Consider the following 19,851-nt stretch of genomic DNA (forward strand, 5'->3'; position numbering starts at 1 on the left):
GCCCGCCGCGGATCGCGGCGGGCGCCGGTCCCACTCCCGCGAGGGGCCGGAGCCCCGGCTCAGCAGGGGTTGACGTGGAGCTTGAAGGTGCTGGTGGTGTTCCGGACGTCCTCCGCGTTGCCGTTCATGCGAAGGCAGTTGAAGGTGGCCTCGCCGACGGCGGGACCCTGGCCCGGCTCGGGCATCTCGTTGGCCCAGACGCCGATGCCGGACTTCGCGTTCCAGGCGTCGCCGCTCCTGCGGGCCCCGGTGATGGAGATGTCGGTGAAGACGGTGTTCTTGACGGGGTTCTCCGGCGTGCTCCCGCTGTACTTGGTCTGGAACATGATGCCGCTGTAGGTGGGGTCGACGATGTCGACGTGGTTGACACGGATGCCCTGGAAGACCTTCGAGGCGGAGAAGAGCCAGATGCCGGGGAAGGTCTGGTTGCCCCAGAAGTGGCCGCCCGCCCGCACGATCGACACGTTCTCGACGGTCGTGGGCCCGGCGCCGAAGCCGTTCATCGGGTAGCCGAAGTCGAGCGACGAGATCGTGATGCCGGAATAGACGAGGGTGTCCGCGATACGGATGTTGCGGAAGGTGTTGTCGTAGCCGCCGTAGACGGCCAGGCCGGCGGCGCGCCAGGTGAGGGTGCTGGTCAGGTTCTCGTAGACGTTGTTCTTCATGTCGGCGCCGCCCGCGTCGATCGCCGAGAACAGCGCGAAGCTGTCGTCGCCGGTGGCGCGGGCGTCGTTGTTGCTGACCAGGTTGTCGGTGGAGCCGTTGGTCATGTTGACGCCGTCGGCGAACATGTTGCGGATGCGGGAGTTCCTGATCGTGATCCGGTCCGTGTTGGCGCCCCAGTAGAGGCAGACCATGTGCTCGTTCCAGATGTCCTCGATGACGATGTCGGAGACGTTGGCGAAGTCGAACACCTTGCCGGGCCCGTCGATGCGCGAGGTGTAGTTGCCGAAGTAGGCGAAGCCCTTGAAGAGCGAGCCCTTGGCCGTCGCCTCCGCGCGGAAGCCGATGTCGGTGTTCTCCTGGGCGCCCGGCGCACGGAACCTCGTGTACCAGGGGCCGGCGCCGACCACCTTCACCGCCTTGCCGTACACCTGGAACTTGCCGGCGGTCTGGTAGTCGCCGGGCGGCAGGTAGACCCCGGCGAGCTTGCCGGTGGTGTCCATGCGGACCCTGTCGAGCGCGTTCTGCACGTCCTGGTGGGTGGTGCCGGCCGGCACGGCGTACGTCGCCGGGTCCGGGTTCGCCGCGGGGGCGACCTGCTCCAGGTTCACGAAGTCGATGGCGTACGTGGTGGTGTTCGCGGCGTCCTTCTGCAGCCGGATCCGCGCGCCCGCCGGGACGGTCTCGCCGAGCAGGAGGTGCGCCTCGTCGTAGATGTGCCGCGGGGCGCCCGCCGCCGGCGAGTTGCCGGGCGAGGTCTCGGCGCCGTACAGCCAGGCGTACTTGGACGTCAGCGGCATCGCCTTCTCAAGGACCCCGTCGACGTAGACGTTGATCGTGGAGTCGATGCCTCCGCCGCCCGGCGCGTCGGGGATCGAGAAGCGGGTCACCAGGGTGTTCGTCGGGCGGCGGGTGGTGAACTCGATGTACTCCCCCGTCGCGTCGAGGGTCACCGCCCTGCGGCCGGAGGCCTCGCCCGCGATGTCGCCGACGGTCCGGTTCGGTCCGACGACCTGGGCGCCGCCGCCCGGTGTGCCGTCCTCCGCCTCGTACATGTCGTACGGCATGTTCGCGCCGCGTCCGACGAACAGCGGCTGGGTGGAGGTGTTGTTCTCCCGCTTGACCGGCGGTTCGTTGGCGTCGGCGGCGATGACGGTCCGCACGGTGTACGAGCCGTTGGCCGCGGTCCAGGGGCCGAGGGTCACCTCGGCCGTGGCGCCGGCGGCGAGGGCGCCGGTGTGCGTGCCGGTCAGGGTCCTGACCGTGGCGCCGCTGCCGTCGACGAGGGTGAGCGTCACTGCGTGGGCGCCTGCCGCGGCGGCCTCGGTGCCCTGGTTCCGCACCGGCGCCGTGAAGGTGACGCTGTCGCCGGCGGCGGCGCTGGACGGGGTGGTGGTCACCGGGCCGGCGACCAGGTCCGAGCCGGCGACCGGCTTGACGACCAGGGCGGTGGGGCGGGTGTAGGTGTTGTTGGTCTCGTTCTGTTCGACGACCCTGTTCGTCCTGTCGGCGATCGCGCTCAGCTCGTACGAGCCGGCGTCGCGCGCGCCCAGGGATGCGGTGACGGTGGTCTGGGCGCCCGGCGCGAGGTCGCCGACCGGTGCGGTGGCCGCTTCGGTGCCGTTCAGGCGCAGCGCGAGCGTGTGCGCGGGCGCGGCGGCCGGGCCGTCGTTGCGGACGGTGGCCGAGACGGTGATGTCGTCCGACTCCACGGGGGCGGCGGGCGTGGTGGTCAGGCCGGTGACGACGAGGTCGGGGTTGGGCGCCGGGACGCCGACGACCTGGAACTCGGCGAGCTGGCCGGCCGGGGCGCCGGTGTTGGCGGTGAACCTCAGCCGGACGTCGGCCACGCGGCCGGTGACCGGGATCGTGACGGTGTTGCCGGTCGCCGGGTCGAAGGCGCGGCTCTTGGCGGCGACCAGGCCGAAGAAGGCGGTGGCGTCCTGTTCCCGGCCGAGGACCTCGATCGTCTGGGAGCGGGCGGACCAGGCGCTGTCCGGGTTCAGCTTGAGGACGAGCCGGTCGAGGTCGGCGTTGGCGCCCAGCCTGACGGTGAGGGTGTGGGGGTAGCCGCCGTCGGCGCCCTCCCAGTAGGTGGCGGTGCTGTTGTCGTTGGCGTTGGCCGCGGCGTAGGTGTGCACGGTGGAGGATGCCTCGATCGGCTTGCCGACGGCGAGGTTGGGGCCGGTGTTGCCGGAACCGTTCCTGGTGACCGCGTTGCTGTCGGCGGACCGGTTGCCGGCGGCGTCCTTGGCGCGGACGCGGTAGGTGACGGTGGCGGAGGCCGGCTGGGTGTCGGTGTACGTGGTGGTGTTCCCGGCGACGGTGTCGCGCAGCACGTTGTTGGCGTAGATCTCGTAGCCGGTGACGCCGACGTTGTCGGTCGACGCGGTCCAGGTGAGCCGGATCCGGTCGGCGGCGGGCTCGGTGAGGGCCAGGTTCGCCGGGGCCGTCGGCGCCTGCGTGTCGCCGGCGTCGCCGATGCGGGTGACGGTGTTGCTGTCGGCGGACTGGTTGCCGGCGGCGTCCCTGGCGCGCACGCGGTAGGACACGGTGGCGTTCGCGGGCCGGGTGTCGGTGTACGTGGTGACGTTCCCGGGGAGTCCGGTCAGCAGTTCGCCGTTGGCGTAGACGTCGTAGCCGGTGACGCCGACGTTGTCGGTCGACGCGGTCCAGGTGAGCCGGATCCGGTCGGCGGCGGGCTCGGTGAGGGCCAGGTTCGCCGGGGCCGTCGGCGCCCGGGTGTCGCCGGTCTGCGGGCCGTAGACCTCCAGCTCCGACAACTGGCCGGCGTTCTGCACCGAGTTGGCGGTGAACAGTACACGCACGTGGCGGGTGGTGGCGGTGTCGAGGGTCATCGTCGCCGTGTTGTCGTTCGCCGCGGTGAAGGCGTGGTCCCGGGAGGCGGACAGGTCGGTGAAGTCGGTGCCGTTCGTGCTGCCCTGGAGCTTCAGCGTCTGGGTGCGGCTCTCCCAGCCGGGCGGCAGCTTCAGCACGACGCGGTTGACGGCGCGGGAGGCGCCGAGGTCGGTCTGGATCCACTGGGGCAGGCTGTTGTTGGCGCTCTCCCAGTAGGTGGCCCGGTTGCCGTCGCCCGCGTTGGCGGCCGTGTACACCTGGGTGTGGCTGCTGGCCGTCAGGGGACGTCCGGCGGCGAGGTCGGCGGGGGACTCGGTCGCCGAGTACACCTCCAGTTCGGAGAGCTGGGCCGCCTGCCAGCCGGTGTTGGCGGTGATGTCGACGCGGACGAAGCGGGTCTGCGTGGCCGGGAAGGACACGGTGACCGTGTTGCCCGCGCCCGGGGTGAAGGCGTAACCCGCGGAACTCTTCAGCGTGGTGAAACTCGTGCCGTCGGTGCTGCCCTGCACGGAGAGCGTCTGGTTGCGGCTCTCCCAGTGGGCGGGCAGCTTGAGGACGACCTCGTCCACACGGGTGGTCGTGCCGAGGTCGGCCTGCACCCACTGGGGCAGGCCGGAGCCGGCGCTCTGCCAGTAGGTGCCCTGGTCGCCGTCCGTGACGTGGGCGGCGCGGTACTCGGCGTGGGAGCTGCTCGACGACGTGGTGTCGCCGAGCGCGATGTTGGGCCCGCCCGCCGCGCGGGCGGTCGCGAGCGGACCGCCCAGCGCCAGCAGGCTCGTCGCGATCACGGCGCTCAGGCACCGTGATCTCCAGGTGGGGATTCTCATCTGTCCTCGCAGGTCGACGGGGAGGGAGGGGGGAGCCGTGCGCCGGCGGACCGGCGCACGGGTGTCAGCCGCGGTGGACGACGAACTGCGAGCCCGGCTCGACGCAGATGTCGCTCTCCGCCGAGTCGGTGATGGTGACGTCGGTGAGGGTGGCGCTGCCCCTGGCCCCGCTCATCGCGAGGACGCCGCAGCCGTTGACCGACTTGTCGATGCGGACGTTGCTGACCTTCACGTCCGGCATCGCGCCGCCGCCGGTCTTGAACTGGATGCCGTCATAGGTGGAGTCGACGATGTCGGTGTCCCGGATGATGACGCCGGGGATGTCCGGACCCTGTGCGAAGAGGGTGATCGCGCCGAACTCCTGGTCCTCGTTCCAGAACGCGCCGCCCGTACGGTACAGGCCGTTGTTCGCGATCAGGGTCTGCCCGGAGAACGGCAGCGGGTCGTGGTCGGTGGCCAGCATGATGCCCGGGTAGTTCATGGTGTCGGCGACGACGTTGTTCTCCACGGTGTTGCCGTGACCGCCGTAGATCGCGATGCCGTTGGCGCGCCACGGCAGCTGGACGGTGTTGTTGCGGAAGTGGTTGTCGTGGCCGACGTCGACCGAGGTGTCCTTGACGTACTTGCTCGCCCACACCGCGAGGGCGTCGTCGCCGGTGTTGCGGAACGAGGAGTTGTACACGGTCGAGTTGCGGGTGCCGTTGGCGAAGTTGATGCCGTCGGCGTAGGTGTTGCGGATGCGCATGCCGGTGAATTCGAGGCCGTCGCCAGGGCCCCAGAGTTCGGGGAGGTTGCTGTAGTCGCGGCCGGCCCAGACGCCGACGTTGGCGTGCTCGATCCACACGTTGCTGATCCTGGTGCCCTTGCCGAAGCGGCCGTTGAGGCCGACGCCGCCCTCGGCGCCGCCGTCGCCCCCGCGGATGGTGCCGGAACCGAAGATGGCGATGTCGGAGATCTGGGTGTTGTGGTCGATGTCGAAGCCGAAGTTGCCCTCGTGCGGGTGGTTGATGCCGCCCGCCTGGTGCGGCGGGGTGAGGGTGTACAGCTGGGAGTGCCACATGCCGGCGCCGCGGATGGTGACGTCCCGGATGCCCACCATGTTGTACTGGCCGCGGTTGTGCGGGTCGTCGGTGAGGATCTTCTGCTCCTGGCGCCACTGACCGGCGGGGATCCACACGCAGGGGATCTCGCCCTTCTGGTCGGCGGTGACGGCCCGCTGGAGGGCGTCGGTGTCGTCGATGCCGTCGTTGGGGACGGCGCCGTACTCGGTGATGGAGACGCACCCGGCGGGCTTGGCCGCGGGCGGGGCGACCTGCTCCAGGTCGATCAGGTCGACGACGTAGAAGGCGGCGGTGTCGCCGGCGTCCCGCTGGAGGCGGAACTTCGTGCCCGCCGGATAGCTCTGGGTCAGCAGCGCGTGGGACTCGTCGAACAGCCGGCGTGCGTCCCCGCCGGGGGTGTTGGTCAGTCCCTCCGGGTCGTCGGTGGTGCCGTACAGCCAGCTGTGCTTGGACGACAGGGTCAGCTTGCGGACGAACTTCCCGTCGGCGTAGAGGCTGAGGGTCGCCTCGCGCCCGCCGCCCGTGGCCGCGTCCGGGACGGAGTTGCGCACCACGATGGAGTTGGCGGCGCCGGTGGAGGTGAACTCCACGTGGTCGCCGGTGTCGTCGAGCCGCACGGAACGGCGGCCGGAGGACTCGGTGGCGAAGTTGGTGTGCCCGAAGGTGCGCTTGCGGTCGGCGGTGAGGAGCGTTCCGTCGTAACTGCCGTCCTCTGCCTCGTACTCGGTGTAGGGAACGGCCGCGCCCCGTCCGACGACGAGGGAGCGCGCGAAGACGTTGTTGTTCTCGTCGGTCTCGGTGAGGGCGCCGGTGGCGTCGGCCGTGGCGGTCAGGGTGGCGCCGCCGCTCTTGGCGGTCCAGGTGCCGGAGAGGGCGACGGTGGTCGTGCCCCCCGCCGCGACGGCGCCGGTGGTGCCCTGGAGCGTGGTGTCGCCGACGGTGAGGCGGGTGATGGTGCCCGCGGGGGCGGAGGTGGTGCCGCGGTTGTTCACCGCCACCGTGAAGGACACGTCGGCGCCGACCGCGGGTGTCGCCGGGTTGGTGGTGATGCCGGTGACGCGCAGGTCCGGGCCCGGGCTCTGCGCGACGGTCAGTTTCGTCGCGGCGGTGCGGCTGTTGTTGCCGTTGTCCAGTTCCACGACGGTGTCGGTCGGGTCCGCGGCGGCCGAGACGGTGTACGAGCCCTGCGGGCGCCGGCCCACGGGGACGCCGACGGTCGTGGAGGCGCCCGCGGCCAGGGCGGCGACCGGGGCGGAGCCGGCGACGGTGCCCTCGACGCTGACGGCGACCGTCGTGGCGGGGGCCGGTGCGCTGCCCGCGTTGCGTACGGTGGCCCGCACCGTGACGTCGTCGGCCTCGGACGGGGAGGCGGGCGACCAGGTCAGGTCGGTGACGACGAGGTCGGGCTGGGGCGTGGCCCTGCCGAGCACCTGGAACTCGGCGACCTGGGCGCCGGGGGCACCGGTGTTGGAGAAGAAGGTGAGCCGTACGTCGGCGACGCGGCCGGTGACCGGGATGGTCACGGTGTTCTTGTTGCCCGACGGGCTGAAGGCGTAGTCGGCGCGGGCCTTCAGGGAGGTGAAGCCGGAGGCACCCGACGCGCGGCCGAGGACCTGGAGCGACTGGGTGCGCGGCCCCCAGACCGGGTCGGGGTTGAGCTTGACGACCACGGCCTCGACGTCCGCGTCGGCGCCGAGCTTCGCCGTCAGGCTCGACGGGAAGCCCGCGGACTCCCAGTAGGTGCCGGTGTTGTCGTCGTTGGCGTTGGCCGCGGTGTAGTTCTGCGTCACGGACGTCGCCTCGATCGGCTTGTTCCGGGCGAGGTTCGTGCCCTCGACCGGCGGGTCGACGGGCCCTTCGTCGCCGTAGACCTCCAGCTCGGACAGCTGGGCTGCGTTCCAGCCCGAGTTGGACGTGACCTGCACGCGCACGTACCGCGCCTTCTCGGCGGGCAGGTCGATGGCCACGGTGTTGGCCGCGGCCGGGTCGAAGGAGCGGGCCGCCGCGGCGGCGAGCGTGCCGAAGGAGTTGCCGTCGGTGCTGCCGAGGACGGCCAGGGACTGGGAGCGCGCCTCCCAGCCGGTGGGCAGCTTCAGCGCGACGCGGTCCAGCGGGACCGCTGCGCCGAGGTCGACCTGCACCCACTGCGGGAAGGAGCCCGACGGGCCCTCCCAGTACGACTGCTGGCTTCCGTCGGTGACGTTGGACGCCGGGTAGCCGCCATGGGCTCCGCCGGCCGTCGCCGCTCTGCCGAGGGCGAGGTTGGTCTCCGCCGCCGCCTGGGGCGCGGCTTGCGCCGGGGCGGGAAGCAGACCGACGGCGATCAGTCCCGCCGTCAGCAGGCCGACCCCTGTCCGTCTGCGTGTCTGTGTGCCTCTCATGGGGCGCCTCTCCACCACGCGGGCGTGCGCCCGGCATGGCTGATGGGAAGTGGCGACGCAGGGCTAGGATTTTGAGTAAATCTGCGTCAGATTTGCGTCATCGGGGAGACAGGTTTCTACCGCGTGACGGCTTTGTCAACGGTCCGGTCATCCGCGGCACCGGTCGGCCCGCCGACGTCGACGGCCGTCCCGAGAACGCGGACGGCACCGGCGTCGGAGCCGACGGGGCGGCGGTGACACCGGTGCCGTGAGGTGACGCGGACCGGGAGGGCCGAGAAGGGGCCGGGAAGGGCCCGGATCCGGGCAGGTGGGGGAAGGGGGACGCGATCAGCCGGCCGGCGGCGGGGCGGTCGACGCGCGGACCACGAGTTCCGGCTCGAAGAGCAGTTCGCCGGGGTGCGCCTGCGTTCCCAGGATCTGGGCGCACAGCAGGTCGACGGCCGCGCGCCCCATGGCCTCGATGGGCTGGCGCACCGTCGACAGCGGCGGCTCCGTGCAGGTCATGAAGGCCGAGTCGTCGAAACCGACGACCGACACGTCGGACGGAACCCGCAGGCCGTGGCGGCGGGCGGCCCGGACGGCCCCGAGCGCGAGCGGGTCGCTGCCGCACACGATGCCGGTGACGCCCCGCGCCAGCAGACGCGAGGCCGCGGCCTGCCCTCCTTCCAGCGAGAAGATCGACCGCTGCACGAGCAGGTCGTCCCACTGCGTACCCGTGGTCCGCGCCGCCGCCCGGGCGGCCTCCAGCTTGCGGCGCGAGGGCACATGGTCGTCGGGGCCGAGGACGAGACCGATCCGCTCGTGGCCGAGCGAGGCGAGATGCCGCCACGCCTGCTCGACGGCGACGGCGTCGTCGCAGGCGACGCAGGGGAAGTCGAGCCCTTCGATCGAGGCGTTGACGAGGACGACCGGGATCTTCCGCTCGGCCAGCCGGCGGTAGTGCTCGTGCGGCGCGTCGGCCTGCGCGAACAGGCCCCCGGCGAAGATCACACCGGAGACCTGCTGCTGGAGCAGCAGGTCCACGTAATCGGCCTCGGAGACACCGCCTCTGGTCTGCGTGCACAGGACGGGCGTGAGCCCCTGCTGGGCGAGGGCGCCTCCGATGACCTCGGCGAACGCCGGGAAGATGGGGTTCTGCAACTCCGGGAGCACCAGGCCGACGAGCCGGGCGCGCTCCCCGCGCAGTTGCGTGGGCCGCTCGTATCCGAGCACGTCGAGGGCCGTGAGCACGGCCTGGCGGGTCCTTTCGGAGACCCCCGGCTTGCCGTTGAGGACACGGCTGACCGTGGCCTCGCTCACCCCCACCTTCTTCGCCACCAGCGCAAGTCCTCGCGTCATGAACGCAAGGATATCGCAAACTACGCAAGCCAGTTGCGTCGTTCACGCTCCCCGCGACCATGCGGTGCCGTCACGTTGCGAGGTCGGACGACCGGGCGCGCAGCCACACCGCCGTGTCCGCCGGAAGCCGCCCCTCGGCGTCCAGCGGTCCGCTGGCGAGCAGCAGCCGCTCGTGCTCGGGGAGCACGGCGGGCACGTCCGAGAGGTTGACGACGCACAGCAGGCCCTGCGGCCGGGCGAAGGCGAGGACGTCCTCGCCGACGGGGAGCCAGGTCAGCGGTCCGTCGCCGAAGCCCGCGCCCGAACGCCGTTGCCGCAGCGCCTCTTTGTAGAGCGCGAGCATCGAGTCCGGGGCGGCGGCCTGGCGGTCGACGGCGTAGGGGGCCCAGTCGTCGGGCTGCGGCAGCCACGGCTCGTCGCCGGCGCCGAAGCCGTACCATCTGGCCTCCGCCTCCCACGGCAGGGGGACCCGGCAGCCGTCTCGGCCGGGGTCGGTGCCGCCGGAGCGGAAGTGCATGGGGTCCTGGATGCGGTCGAGCGGGATGTCGGCCTCGGGCAGGCCGAGTTCCTCCCCCTGGTAGAGGTAGACCGAGCCGGGCAGAGCGAGGGTGAGCAGGGCGGCCGCACGGGCACGGCGGGTGCCGAGCTGCAGGTCGGTCGGGGTACCGAAGCGCTTCCTGGCGAAGTCGAAGCCGGTGTCGGCGCGTCCGTAGCGCGTGACGGTGCGGGTGACGTCGTGGTTGCACAGGACCCAGGTGGCGGGGGCGCCGACGGGGGCGTGCTCGGCGAGGGTGGCGTCGATGGCGCGGCGCAGGCAGCCGGCGTCCCAGGGGCACGTGAGGAAAGAGAAGTTGAAGGCGGTGTGCAGTTCGTCGGGGCGGAGGTAGCGGGCGAAGCGCTCGGCGTCGGGCAGCCAGACCTCGCCCACGAAGACGCCGCCGTACTCGTCGGCGATCGCCCGCCAGGAGCGGTAGATGTCGTGGATCTCGTCCTGGTCGATGTAGGGGTGGGGGTCGACGCCCTCGACGAAGTCGCGCAGGCCGGGGTCCTTGGTGAGCAGGGCCGCGGAGTCGATCCGTACGCCGGCGACGCCCCGCTCGAACCAGAAGCGCAGGATCTCCTCGTGCTCGCGGCGCACCGCGGGGTGGTCCCAGTTCAGGTCGGGCTGCTCGGGGGTGAACAGGTGCAGGTACCACTCGCCGTCGGGGACGCGGGTCCAGGTGGCGCCGGAGAACTGTGAGGGCCAGTCGTTGGGCGGGAGTTCGCCGTTCGTTCCGCGGCCGGGGCGGAAGTGGAAGAGTTCCCGCTCCGGGCTGCCGGGGCCGGCTGCGAGGGCGGCCCGGAACCAGGGGTGCTGGTCGGAGACGTGGTTGGGCACGATGTCGACGATGGTGCGGATGCCGAGTTCGCGGGCCTCGGCGATCAGTTTCTCCGCCTCGGCCAGGGTGCCGAACGCGGGGTCGATGGTGCGGTAGTCGGCGACGTCGTAGCCGCCGTCGACGAGCGGCGACAGGTACCAGGGAGTGAACCAGACGGCGTCCACGCCCAGTTCGGCGAGGTGGGACAGTCGCGCCCGGACGCCCGCGAGGTCTCCGGTGCCGTCGCCGTCGCCGTCGGCAAAACTGCGCGGATATACCTGGTAGATGACGGCGTCGCGCCACCAGTCGTCGGTGCGGGGCGGAAGGGGGGCTGCCACGGTGCGGTCCTTTCGGGCAGGGCGGATCTCCGTCGCCGGCCCGGCCAAGCGGGGCGTCGGACGGGCCGGCGGCGGAGGCTGGGAAGAGGGGGGGCGGGCGGTCAGCCCTTGAGGCTGCCGGCGGTGAGGCCGCCCATGATGTTGCGCTGGAAGACCAGGAAGATCAGCACGGTCGGCAGCGAGGCGATCGTGAGGGCGGCGATCAGCACGTTCACGGGCACGCCGTTGGACAGGGAGTAGATGCCGACGTTGAGGGTCTGCTTCGCCGGGTCGGGCAGGGTGAGCATCGGCCAGAGGAAGTCCTTCCACACCCCGACGACCGCGAAGATCGACACCACGCCCAGGACGGGCCGGGAGATCGGCAGAACGATCGACCACAGAACGCGCAGCGGCTTGGCGCCGTCCATGGAAGCCGCGTCCAGCAGTTCCTTGGGGATCGAGTCGAAGAACCGCTTGAGCAGGAAGATGTTGAAGGCGTTGGTGACGGACGGCAGCCAGATCGCCCACGGGGTGTTGAGCAGGTTCCGCTCGACGATCGGCACGTCCAGCACGGTGAGGTACTGCGGGACGACGAGGACCGTGGCCGGGATCATCAGGGTCGCCAGCATCATGCCGAGGATCGCCTTGCCCAGCACCGGCCGAAGCTTGGACAGGGAGTACGCGGCGGCGACGTCGAGGACCAGCTGGAAGGCGAGCGCGCCGAACGCGTAGTAGAGGGTGTTGCCCAGCAGCTTGGCGAGGTCCATGACCTGCCAGGCCTGTTCGTAGTTGGCGGGCTCGAACGATCCGGGTACGAGGGTCGGCGGGGTCCGGATCACTTCCTGGGGGTCCTTGAACCCGCTGGAGACGAGCCAGTACATCGGACCGAGGAAGGCGAGGGTGAACCCGGCGACGACCAGGGCGAAGACCGTCCAGTAGACGGCCCTGCCGCGCGGCCTGGCGAGGACGGCCGGCGAGACGAGCGTGCGTGTGGACATGGTGGTCCCCCCGGTTCTATTCGTCCTGGGCGCGGCTGAGCCTGACGTACACCGCCGAGAATCCGGACAGCAGCACGAGCAGGAGCAGGCCGAGGGCCGCGGCGGCGCCGTAGTCGTTGAAGTTGAAGGCGTACTGGTAGATGAGGTACACGACGGTCGTGGTCGACCCCTCGGGTCCGGCGCCGCCGGTCAGCAGGAAGGGCTCGACGAAGACCTGCATGGTCGCGATGACCTGCATGAGCAGCATCAGCGACAGGATCAGGCGGGTCTGCGGGATGGTGACGTGCCAGATCTTGCGCAGCAGGCCGGCCCCGTCCAGTTCGGCCGCCTCGTACAGCTCGCCGGGGATGCCCTGGAGGGCGGCGAGGTAGATCAGCGTGGCGCCGCCCATGTTCATCCAGGTCGAGGCGACGACGACGGACAGCATCGACAGGTCGGGGTCCTGGAGCCACTGCTGCTCGGGCAGGTGGAGGACGCCGAACAGCTCGTTGAGCAGCCCGTATCCGGGGTCGTAGAGGTACTTGAAGAGGAGGACGGAGGCGACCGGGGGCAGCATCACGGGCAGGTAGACCAGGAGCCGCAAGTAGCCCTGGCCGTGCCGGAACTCGTTGATGACGATCGCGGCGGCGAACGGCACCGCGAAGCCGAGGATCAGGGCGAGCACCGTGAACAGCAGGGTGTTGCGCCAGGCCTGCCAGAAGGCCGGGTCGTTCAGGACCGTGGCGAAGTTGTCCAGCCCGACCCAGTCGGTCTGCCCGCTCTCGGTCTTCTGGAAGGCCAGGAAGACCTCCCTGACCATCGGATACCAGGAGAACAGCGCGAAACAGACGACCGCGCCGATCAGGAATCCATGGGCCGTCAGGTTGTGGCGCAGGTTCCTGGCGAACGCGGCGCCGGGTGCCGCGGGGGCCGCCGGGGGCGGCACGGAGCGGCGGGGTGGCGCCGCTTTGCTCAGGGTCGGGCCGGGGGCCGGCATCGTCACTCCTCGTACTGGTCTGCCGTCTTCGCTGCCGGGCGGGCGGGACGGGCACGGCGGCCCGTCCCGCCCGGTCGGTCACTGGTTGGCCAGCACTTGGTCGACCTGCGACTCGGCGGTGGACAGGAGCTTGTCGACGTCGGCGTCCTCGTTGGTGAGGATGCCGGACATCACGTTGTCCAGGACCTTGTAGATCTCCTGCGCCTTGGGCGGCTCGGCCTTGCCCGGGACCGGGTTGTCCATGAAGGTCTTGAAGTTCTCCACCGGCATGGTGGCGTGCTCGGCACGGGCCGCGTCGTCCTCGGCCTTGGACTCGTTCAGCCAGAAGTTGGGCTGCGGAATGCCGACCGGCAGCTTGTCGGCCTTGGCGCGGCTCCAGTCGAACTGGCCCTTGCCGACGGTGAGGTTCTTGAAGTTCAGCCAGGCGATCGCGGCCTTGATCTTGTCCGGGGAGATGCCCTTCTTGATCATGTAGCTGTTGCCGCCGGCCAGGGTGTTCTGCCGGCCGGGGATGGGTCCCATGCCGAAGTTCTCGTATCGGGCGCCGAGTTGCTGGACCATGTACTGGATGTCGTCGGGCGCGGCGAGGTACATGCCGAGCTTGTCGGTGGCGATCTGCTTCTGCAGGTCGCCCCACTTCAGCAGCTGGGTCTTGCCCATGCTGTCGTCCTGCCAGCGCATCGCGTGCAGGTTCCGGGCGACCTGCCTGCCCAGTTCGTCGTTGAACGCCGCCTTCTCGCCGCTCGCGTCGACGACGTCGCCGCCGATGCTGTAGAGCTGCGCGGTGAAGTGCCAGCCACCGGTGTTGCCGGCGCTGTACTCGCCGAAGCCCGCGATGCCGTCGCCGAGTCCGGCGATCCGCTTCGCCGCGGTGCGGACCTCCTCCCAGGTGCGCGGAGGGCTGTCGGGGTCGAGGCCGGCCCGCTCGAAGAGCTTGCGGTTGATGAGCAGGCCCATGGTGTAGTTGCTGGTGGGCAGGCCGTAGAGCTTGCCGTCCTGCTTCAGCGAATCGAGGACGTCGGGGTCGATGTCCTTGAGCAGCGGCACGGTCCTGTCGTTGACGTACGCGGTGATGTCCTGCGCGCCGTCCTCGGAGAGCACCTGGGGCAGGTCGGTGAAGTAGGTGTAGAAGACGTCGGGCTGCGACTTCGCCTTCAGCATGGCCGTGAACCGCGGGGGCTCCAGACACTGGCCCGGGGTGGAGCGGCCCTCGATGGTGACGTTCGGGTACGTCTTGTTGAACTCGGCGACGTCCTGCTTCCACTGCCGGAGCTCGGCCGCCTTCGCCGTCGGCGGCATGCAGTCGATGGTGAGCGTCACCTCGGTCTTCGGGTCCAACGGAGCGGCGGGGTCGGACGACGCACCGCCCCCGGAACCACCGCTGCCGTTGTCGCTGCTGCTCGTGCCGCAGGCGGCCAGCGCGGTGAGCGTGAGCGCGGAAACGATGGTGACCGCGCCGGCGCGGCGCGTACGGCGGAACCGGGCACTTCTCATGAGTGCTCCCCTTCGGGCTGAACGTGGAGGTCTCCCCATCGCCGGTGCGTTGTGGGGCGGGCCACACTCAACCACCCGCGACAAGCGGACGCAAGATATCGCGCTGTTTTCGTAATTGCTCGACAAAGACGAGTCGACTCGGCGCGGACCGTTTTGCGATCGCGCTGCGGGAAACGCCAGCGGCCCCGGCCGGACGGGAGTCCGGCCGGGGCCGCAAGGGCTTTCCGGGCCGCCGGGCCGCGAGGGCCGACGGGTGTCGCGGTGGGTCAGTCGACGTAACGGATGTCGGACGTGCTGTAGAGGCAGTTCGTGCTGTCCGGGCCGGTACCGATCTTGGTGGGTTCGCCGCTGGTGGTGCCCCGGTACTTGGTGCAGATGTCGATGTCGCGGCCGGAGTCCCGGTGGATGGTGATGCCGGAGAAGCGCGCCGTGTCACCGTAGTTGGTGTTGATGCCGACCAGGGTGTCGCCCGGGGCCGTCACCTTGGTGTTCAGGATCTGGATGTGGCGGGTGTACTGCGTGGAGCAGTTGCCGCAGGAACGGACCAGTTTGCCGAAGTCCTCCACCTGGAAGTCCCGGATGACCAGGGTGCCGGCGCCGTTGTGCTGGAAGACCTTGTCGGAGGCCTTCCGCGCACCGCCGCCCTCGATCGTGCGGACGGTGGAGGCGGAGCTGCCGCGGAAGGTGGCGGCGTCCTCGCCGACGTCCTCCCACCAGACGTTCTTGAGCGTGCAGGCGCCGGCGCAGTGCACGCCGTCGGCGGCGGGGGCGCCCAGGATGACGTTCTGCAGGGTCGCGCCGTCGGCGAGCCGGATCATCGGCGGCTGGCTCTCGCTCTGGTCGCCGCTGCCGAGGGCGCCACTGCCGTACAGGCGCTTCATTCCGCCGTCGTAGGTGCCGGAGACCTCGATGGTGGACGAGACGGCCTGGCTGCCGTTGGCCGTCGGCCACGACGACGGGGGCGGCGTCGTCGGGTCGGTGGGCGGCGGCGTGGTCGGGTCGGTCGGCGGCGGAGTCGTCGGATCCGTGGGGACCGTCCCCGACGCGGCGAAGGTCCAGCGCTTGCTGGTGACCGAGTCGCAGGAGTTCTGCTGGACCAGGGCGCCGGCGGCCTTCGAACTGTCCTTGACGTTCAGGCACTTGTCGCCGTTGCTGTTGATCACCTGGTACGTGTCGCCGCCGACCTGCGTCAGCTTCCACACCTGGGTCGCCGTGCCGGCGCAGTTCTGCTGCTCGACCGGCTTGCCCGCGCTGGTGGAGGCGTCCCGGACACCGGCGCACTTCGCGCTGTTCGCGGCCGTCAGGGTGTACCCGCTGCCGGACGCCGTGAGCTTCCAGGTCTGCGCGGCGGCCCCGGTGCAGGCGTCCTGCGTCAGCTGGACGCCCGCGGAGGCGCTCGCGCCGGGCACCGTCAGACACAGACCGCTGTTCGCGTTCTTCAGGGTGTACGACCCGGCCGCCGGCGCCGCCGACGCCGAACCGGTCGTCATCACGACCGTGAGGCCGCCGCCGATCAACGCCGTGGCCGCCGCGAGCGAGGCGGCCGTGCGGCCGCGTCTCGCCCGGTGGGTGTTCCGTGTGCTCACTGTGCGTTCCTTTCACCGGCTGCGGCGTTCGTCGCGGACGCCGAAGGGTTGCAGGGGCGGCACCCGGGGATACGCCGGTTAAACCGGTTCAATATTCAAGGGACGTGAGGCCAACTGCCGCGATGGGGGTCGCAGTTGGCTGGTTTTCTTTGAGCCGTGTGCCACAGATTGGTGTCGGCGAGCCTTGGGTGTCAACGGTTGTGCAAGCGCTTTCTCCTTAATCGGTTCAGCCGAGTCCGCCGCGAGCGGGCCGACGCAGGCGGAGATCCGCGGCGAGCGGTCGGCGCCGTCCGGTCCGCTGCGGAAAGCCGGGAGCGGGTGGACCGACGGTGTCGGTCCACCCGCTCCCGGTCGCCGCCGGCGCCTTGGCAGGGGGCGCCCGCGGCGATGGTCACCGCCCCGTACCGGGCAGTTGAGCGCCCATCAGTTCATCTTGGTCCCGGGGTTGTCGACGGCGTGGTGAGCTGTCGTTACGCGGCCGGTCTCACAGGGCCGGCACACCGTTTCGCGCGATGGCGTCCGCGTACCAGCGGGCGCTCGACTTGAGGGTGCGGCGCTGGGTGGCGAAGTCGACGTGGACGATGCCGAAGCGCTTGCTGTAGCCGTAGGCCCACTCGAAGTTGTCCAGCAGCGACCACAGGAAGTAGCCCCGCACATCGGCGCCGTCCGCGATGGCCCGGTGCACCGCGGCCAGATGGGCGTGCAGGTAGGCCACGCGCTCGGGGTCCTTCACCTCGCCGGAGGGGTCCGCGTAGTCGTCGTAGGCGGCACCGTTCTCCGTGACGAGCAGCGGCGTTCCGGGCAGGTCGTCCCTGAGCCGCACGAGCAGTTCGTGCAGTCCGTCGGCGTCCACCGGCCAGTCCATCGCCGTACGCGGCCCCGGCAGGGGCACGAAGCGCACGTGCTGCTCCGCGCCCGCCCACGGGGACGGCGACTCGGACGTGCCGGCCGCGACCATGGCGGGCGAGTAGTAGTTGACGCCCAGCGAGTCGATGGGGGCCGAGGCCGTCTTCAGGTCGCCGTCGGCCACGAAGGACCAGTCGGTGACCTGCGCGGTGTCGCGGACCAGGTCTGCGGGGAGCCGCCCGTGGAAGACCGGGTCGAGGAAGATCCGGTTGCCGACCGCGTCGATCCGGCGGGCCGCGTCCACGTCCTCGGGCGCGTCGGTGTGGGCGCGCGCCACATGGAGGTTGAGTGTCAGCGACACCTCCGCCGGGGCGGGCAGCGCGGCCCGCAGCGCCCGTACGGCCAGTCCGTGCGCCAGGTTGAAGTGGTGGGCGGCGCGCAGCGAGGCGAGCGCGCTGGTGCGGCCCGGCGCGTGGACCCCGTTGCCGTAGCCGAGGAAGGCGGCGCACCAGGGCTCGTTGAGGGTGGTCCAGGTCGCCACCCGGTCGCCGAGCGCCTCGGCCATGAGGCCCGCGTACTCGGCGAAGCGGTACGCCGTCTCGCGGTGCGGCCAGCCGCCCGCGTCCTCCAGCTCCTGCGGCAGGTCCCAGTGGTAGAGGGTGGCCACGGGCCGGATCCCGGCGTCGCGCAGTTCGTCGGTGAGCCGCCGGTAGAAGTCCAGGCCCTTTTGGACGGCGGGGCCCCGGCCGGTGGGCTGGACGCGGGGCCAGGCGATGGAGAAGCGGTAGTCGGTGACGCCGAGGCGGCGCAGGAGGGCGACGTCCTCGTCGACGCGGTGGTAGTGGTCGGCGGCGATGTCGCCGGTGTCGCCGTTGCGCACCTTGCCGGGCGTGCGGCTGAAGGTGTCCCAGATGGACGGGGTGCGGCCGTCCTCGGTGGCGGCGCCCTCGATCTGGTAGGCCGCGGTGGCGGTGCCCCAGCGGAAGCCGGCCGGGAAGGTGAGCGTCGCGGTGGTGTGGGGGCGTGCGTCGAGCGCGGTCATGAGGTGGGGGCTCCAAGGTGGTGAGGGGGCTCGGGTGGTGGGGTGCGGCGGCCGTGGCCCGCGCGATGCCGGTGGCGCGGGGCGGGGCGGCGGCCTGGCGCGGGTCGGCCTTTGACGGCCGGCGCGGGGCGGCATGGCGTGACGCGCGCGTCAGCCCTTGACGGCGCCCTGCATGATGCCGCCGACGATCTGCCGGCCCAGCAGGCCGAAGACCAGGAGCACCGGCAGCGTGCCGAGCAGGGTGCCGGCCATGATGACGGACTGGTCGTGGACATAACCGCCGCCGAGCTGGCGCAGGGCGACCTGGACCGTCGGCTCGGAGGAGGAGAGGGCGACGATGGGCCAGAAGAAGTCGTTCCAGGCGGCCATGAAGGTGAGCAGGCCCAGGACGGCCATGCCGGGCCGGGCGACGGGGACCACGATCGACCAGAAGATCCGGGCGGTGGAGGCGCCGTCGACGCGGGCCGCCTCGATCAGCTCGTCCGGCAGCGACTGCACCAGGTACTGGCGCATGAAGAAGACGCCGAAGGCCGAGACGAGGCCGGGCAGGATCACCGCCTGGAGCTGGTTGACCCACTGCAGTTCGGCGATCAGCATGAACAGCGGGATGACGCCCAGCTGCGGCGGGATCATCATGGTGCCCACGGTGATCGTGAGCAGGGCGCCCCGTCCCCGGAAGCGCAGTTTGGCGAAGGCGAACCCGGCGAGCGTGCAGCACAGCACGGTGCCCACGGTGATCGAGCCGGACACGATCAGCGAGTTGAGCAGCGCCTTGCCGATGTCGGCCTCTTCCAGCACCGCCTCGAAGTTGCGCATCAGGTTCGGGCCCGGCAGCAGCGAGGGCGGCACCCGCGCCATGTCGGCGTTGGAGCGGCTGGCGGCCACGATCGTCCAGTAGAACGGGAACGCGGAGACCAGCACGGCGATGATCAGGATGGCGTAGGCGAGCTTTCCGCCCTGCATGGTGCGGCCCGCGCCGGAGCGGCGCCGCGGGCGCTCCGCCCGAGTCGGGCGCTCGGGCGGTGCAGCCGGCGGGGTGGCCAGTGCGGTCATCGGACGGCCTCCTTGCGGGAGCGGCGGCGCGCGACGAGGGCGTTGGCCCCGACGAGCACCACGATGAGCAGGAACATCATCCAGGCCACGGCGGCGGCGCGGCCGAGGTGGAAGAAGCCCCAGCCCTGTTCGTACATGTAGAGGCCGAGCGTCTGGTACTGGTGCGAGATACCGCCGGAGATCGAGCCCTCGAACAGCAGCGGCTCGCCGAACAGCTGGGTGGCGCCGATGGTGGAGACGACGACCGTGAAGACGATGGTGGGGCGCAGTCCGGGCAGGGTGACGTGGAAGAACTGCCGCCACCGCGAGGCGCCGTCCATCTCGGCGGCCTCGTACAGCTCGGCGGGGATGGACTGCATGCCCGCCAGGTAGATCAGCGCGTTGTAGCCGGTCCAGCGCCAGATGACGATCGTGGAGACGGCGATCTGGGAGGCGACGGTGCCGGTCTGCCAGTCGAAGGGGCCGATGCCGACGAGTCCGAGGACGTAGTTGACCAGCCCGAAGTCGTGGCCGAACAGCTGGGCGAAGACCAGCGTCGCCGCGGCGACGGAGGTGGCGTACGGCAGCAGCATGGCGGTGCGCAGGAAGGTGCGGCCGCGCAGCTTGTAGTTGAGCAGGTGCGCGAGCCCGAGCGCCATCACCAGCTGGGGCACGGTGGACAGCACGCCGATGGTGAACGTGTTGCGCAGCGCGAGCCAGAAGTAGTCGTCCTGGAGCAGCGCGGTGTAGTTGTCCAGGCCGCGCCACTGCATGTCGCCGGGGGTCTGCAGCTCCACGCGGTACAGCGACACGAACGCCGTGTAGATCAGCGGGAAGAGGCCGAAGGCGGCGAACAGGGTGAAGAACGGGGCGATGTAGGCGTAGGGGGAGAACTTCTGCCAGGCCCGCCGGGCGGCGGCGGGCCCGGACGGCGCCGCCTGCTTCGGCGAGGCCGGTGGGGCAGAGGCGGTGAGGGTCACGGTGCGGCCCTTCGGGTGGTCGGAACAGGGGTGCGGGGTGGCTTCGGCAGGCCGGTGGCCGCCGCCGGGCCGGACGGCGCCCGGCCCGGCGGC

The 19,851-nt window shown here is 71.0% G+C and carries 10 protein-coding genes and 2 pseudogenes; all 12 read right to left on the reverse strand.

Annotated features, from left to right (window positions below):
* Positions 1 to 59: 59 nt before the first annotated feature.
* The 12 genes and pseudogenes from ACZ6KF_RS10240 to ACZ6KF_RS10295 all read right to left on the reverse strand — a co-directional run bounded on the left by ACZ6KF_RS10240 (position 60) and on the right by ACZ6KF_RS10295 (position 19,758).
* The gene (locus ACZ6KF_RS10240) at positions 60 to 4,349 is read right to left on the reverse strand and encodes a discoidin domain-containing protein (RefSeq protein ID WP_469238039.1); all 4,290 of its coding nucleotides are present in this window, start codon (positions 4,347 to 4,349) and stop codon (positions 60 to 62) included.
* 64 nt (positions 4,350 to 4,413) lie between these two features.
* A complete protein-coding gene (locus ACZ6KF_RS10245; protein WP_469238041.1) occupies positions 4,414 to 7,791 on the reverse strand; it encodes a CARDB domain-containing protein in 3,378 nt (1,125 codons plus the stop codon).
* 327 nt (positions 7,792 to 8,118) lie between these two features.
* Entirely contained in the window at positions 8,119 to 9,129 is a 1,011-nt protein-coding gene (locus tag ACZ6KF_RS10250) for a LacI family DNA-binding transcriptional regulator (RefSeq protein ID WP_356635146.1), read from the reverse strand.
* 70 nt (positions 9,130 to 9,199) lie between these two features.
* Positions 9,200 to 10,825 carry a glycoside hydrolase family 13 protein gene (locus ACZ6KF_RS10255; protein ID WP_469238043.1) on the reverse strand — a complete coding sequence of 542 codons (1,626 nt, stop codon included), beginning with the start codon at positions 10,823 to 10,825 and terminating at the stop codon, positions 9,200 to 9,202.
* Between the two features lie 101 nt (positions 10,826 to 10,926).
* Complete coding sequence (locus ACZ6KF_RS10260) at positions 10,927 to 11,802, reverse strand: carbohydrate ABC transporter permease (RefSeq protein WP_356635150.1); 876 nt, start codon at positions 11,800 to 11,802, stop codon at positions 10,927 to 10,929.
* 16 nt (positions 11,803 to 11,818) lie between these two features.
* Entirely contained in the window at positions 11,819 to 12,778 is a 960-nt protein-coding gene (locus tag ACZ6KF_RS10265) for a carbohydrate ABC transporter permease (RefSeq protein WP_469159387.1), read from the reverse strand.
* Between the two features lie 78 nt (positions 12,779 to 12,856).
* Entirely contained in the window at positions 12,857 to 14,272 is a 1,416-nt protein-coding gene (locus tag ACZ6KF_RS10270; RefSeq protein ID WP_469238046.1) for an extracellular solute-binding protein, read from the reverse strand.
* Between the two features lie 266 nt (positions 14,273 to 14,538).
* A pseudogene (locus tag ACZ6KF_RS10275) lies at positions 14,539 to 15,243 on the reverse strand (pectate lyase); the annotation flags it as partial.
* A gap of 78 nt (positions 15,244 to 15,321) precedes the next feature.
* Positions 15,322 to 15,762 (reverse strand): annotated as a pseudogene (locus tag ACZ6KF_RS10280) (RICIN domain-containing protein); the annotation flags it as partial.
* A 580-nt stretch (positions 15,763 to 16,342) separates the two neighbouring features.
* The gene (locus tag ACZ6KF_RS10285; protein WP_356635158.1) at positions 16,343 to 17,746 is read right to left on the reverse strand and encodes a GH1 family beta-glucosidase; all 1,404 of its coding nucleotides are present in this window, start codon (positions 17,744 to 17,746) and stop codon (positions 16,343 to 16,345) included.
* A 150-nt stretch (positions 17,747 to 17,896) separates the two neighbouring features.
* Positions 17,897 to 18,799, reverse strand: coding sequence for a carbohydrate ABC transporter permease (locus ACZ6KF_RS10290; protein WP_356635160.1), 903 nt, complete (start codon positions 18,797 to 18,799; stop codon positions 17,897 to 17,899).
* The gene (locus ACZ6KF_RS10295) at positions 18,796 to 19,758 is read right to left on the reverse strand and encodes a carbohydrate ABC transporter permease (protein WP_356635162.1); all 963 of its coding nucleotides are present in this window, start codon (positions 19,756 to 19,758) and stop codon (positions 18,796 to 18,798) included. The genes ACZ6KF_RS10290 and ACZ6KF_RS10295 overlap by 4 nt, the downstream gene beginning before the upstream one ends.
* Positions 19,759 to 19,851 lie beyond the last annotated feature (93 nt).

The sequence above is a fragment of the Streptomyces sp. NPDC046379 genome, from assembly GCF_055587785.1.

What these genes read in the sequence shown, in the direction of transcription:
- ACZ6KF_RS10240 (WP_469238039.1), bottom strand. Translation starts at nt 4,349, where the DNA reads ATGAGAATCCCCACCTGGAGATCACGGTGCCTGAGCGCCGTGATCGCG.
- ACZ6KF_RS10245 (WP_469238041.1), bottom strand. Translation starts at nt 7,791, where the DNA reads ATGAGAGGCACACAGACACGCAGACGGACAGGGGTCGGCCTGCTGACG.
- ACZ6KF_RS10250 (WP_356635146.1), bottom strand. Translation starts at nt 9,129, where the DNA reads ATGACGCGAGGACTTGCGCTGGTGGCGAAGAAGGTGGGGGTGAGCGAG.
- ACZ6KF_RS10260 (WP_356635150.1), bottom strand. Translation starts at nt 11,802, where the DNA reads ATGTCCACACGCACGCTCGTCTCGCCGGCCGTCCTCGCCAGGCCGCGC.
- ACZ6KF_RS10265 (WP_469159387.1), bottom strand. Translation starts at nt 12,778, where the DNA reads ATGCCGGCCCCCGGCCCGACCCTGAGCAAAGCGGCGCCACCCCGCCGC.
- ACZ6KF_RS10270 (WP_469238046.1), bottom strand. Translation starts at nt 14,272, where the DNA reads ATGAGAAGTGCCCGGTTCCGCCGTACGCGCCGCGCCGGCGCGGTCACC.
- ACZ6KF_RS10285 (WP_356635158.1), bottom strand. Translation starts at nt 17,746, where the DNA reads ATGACCGCGCTCGACGCACGCCCCCACACCACCGCGACGCTCACCTTC.
- ACZ6KF_RS10290 (WP_356635160.1), bottom strand. Translation starts at nt 18,799, where the DNA reads ATGACCGCACTGGCCACCCCGCCGGCTGCACCGCCCGAGCGCCCGACT.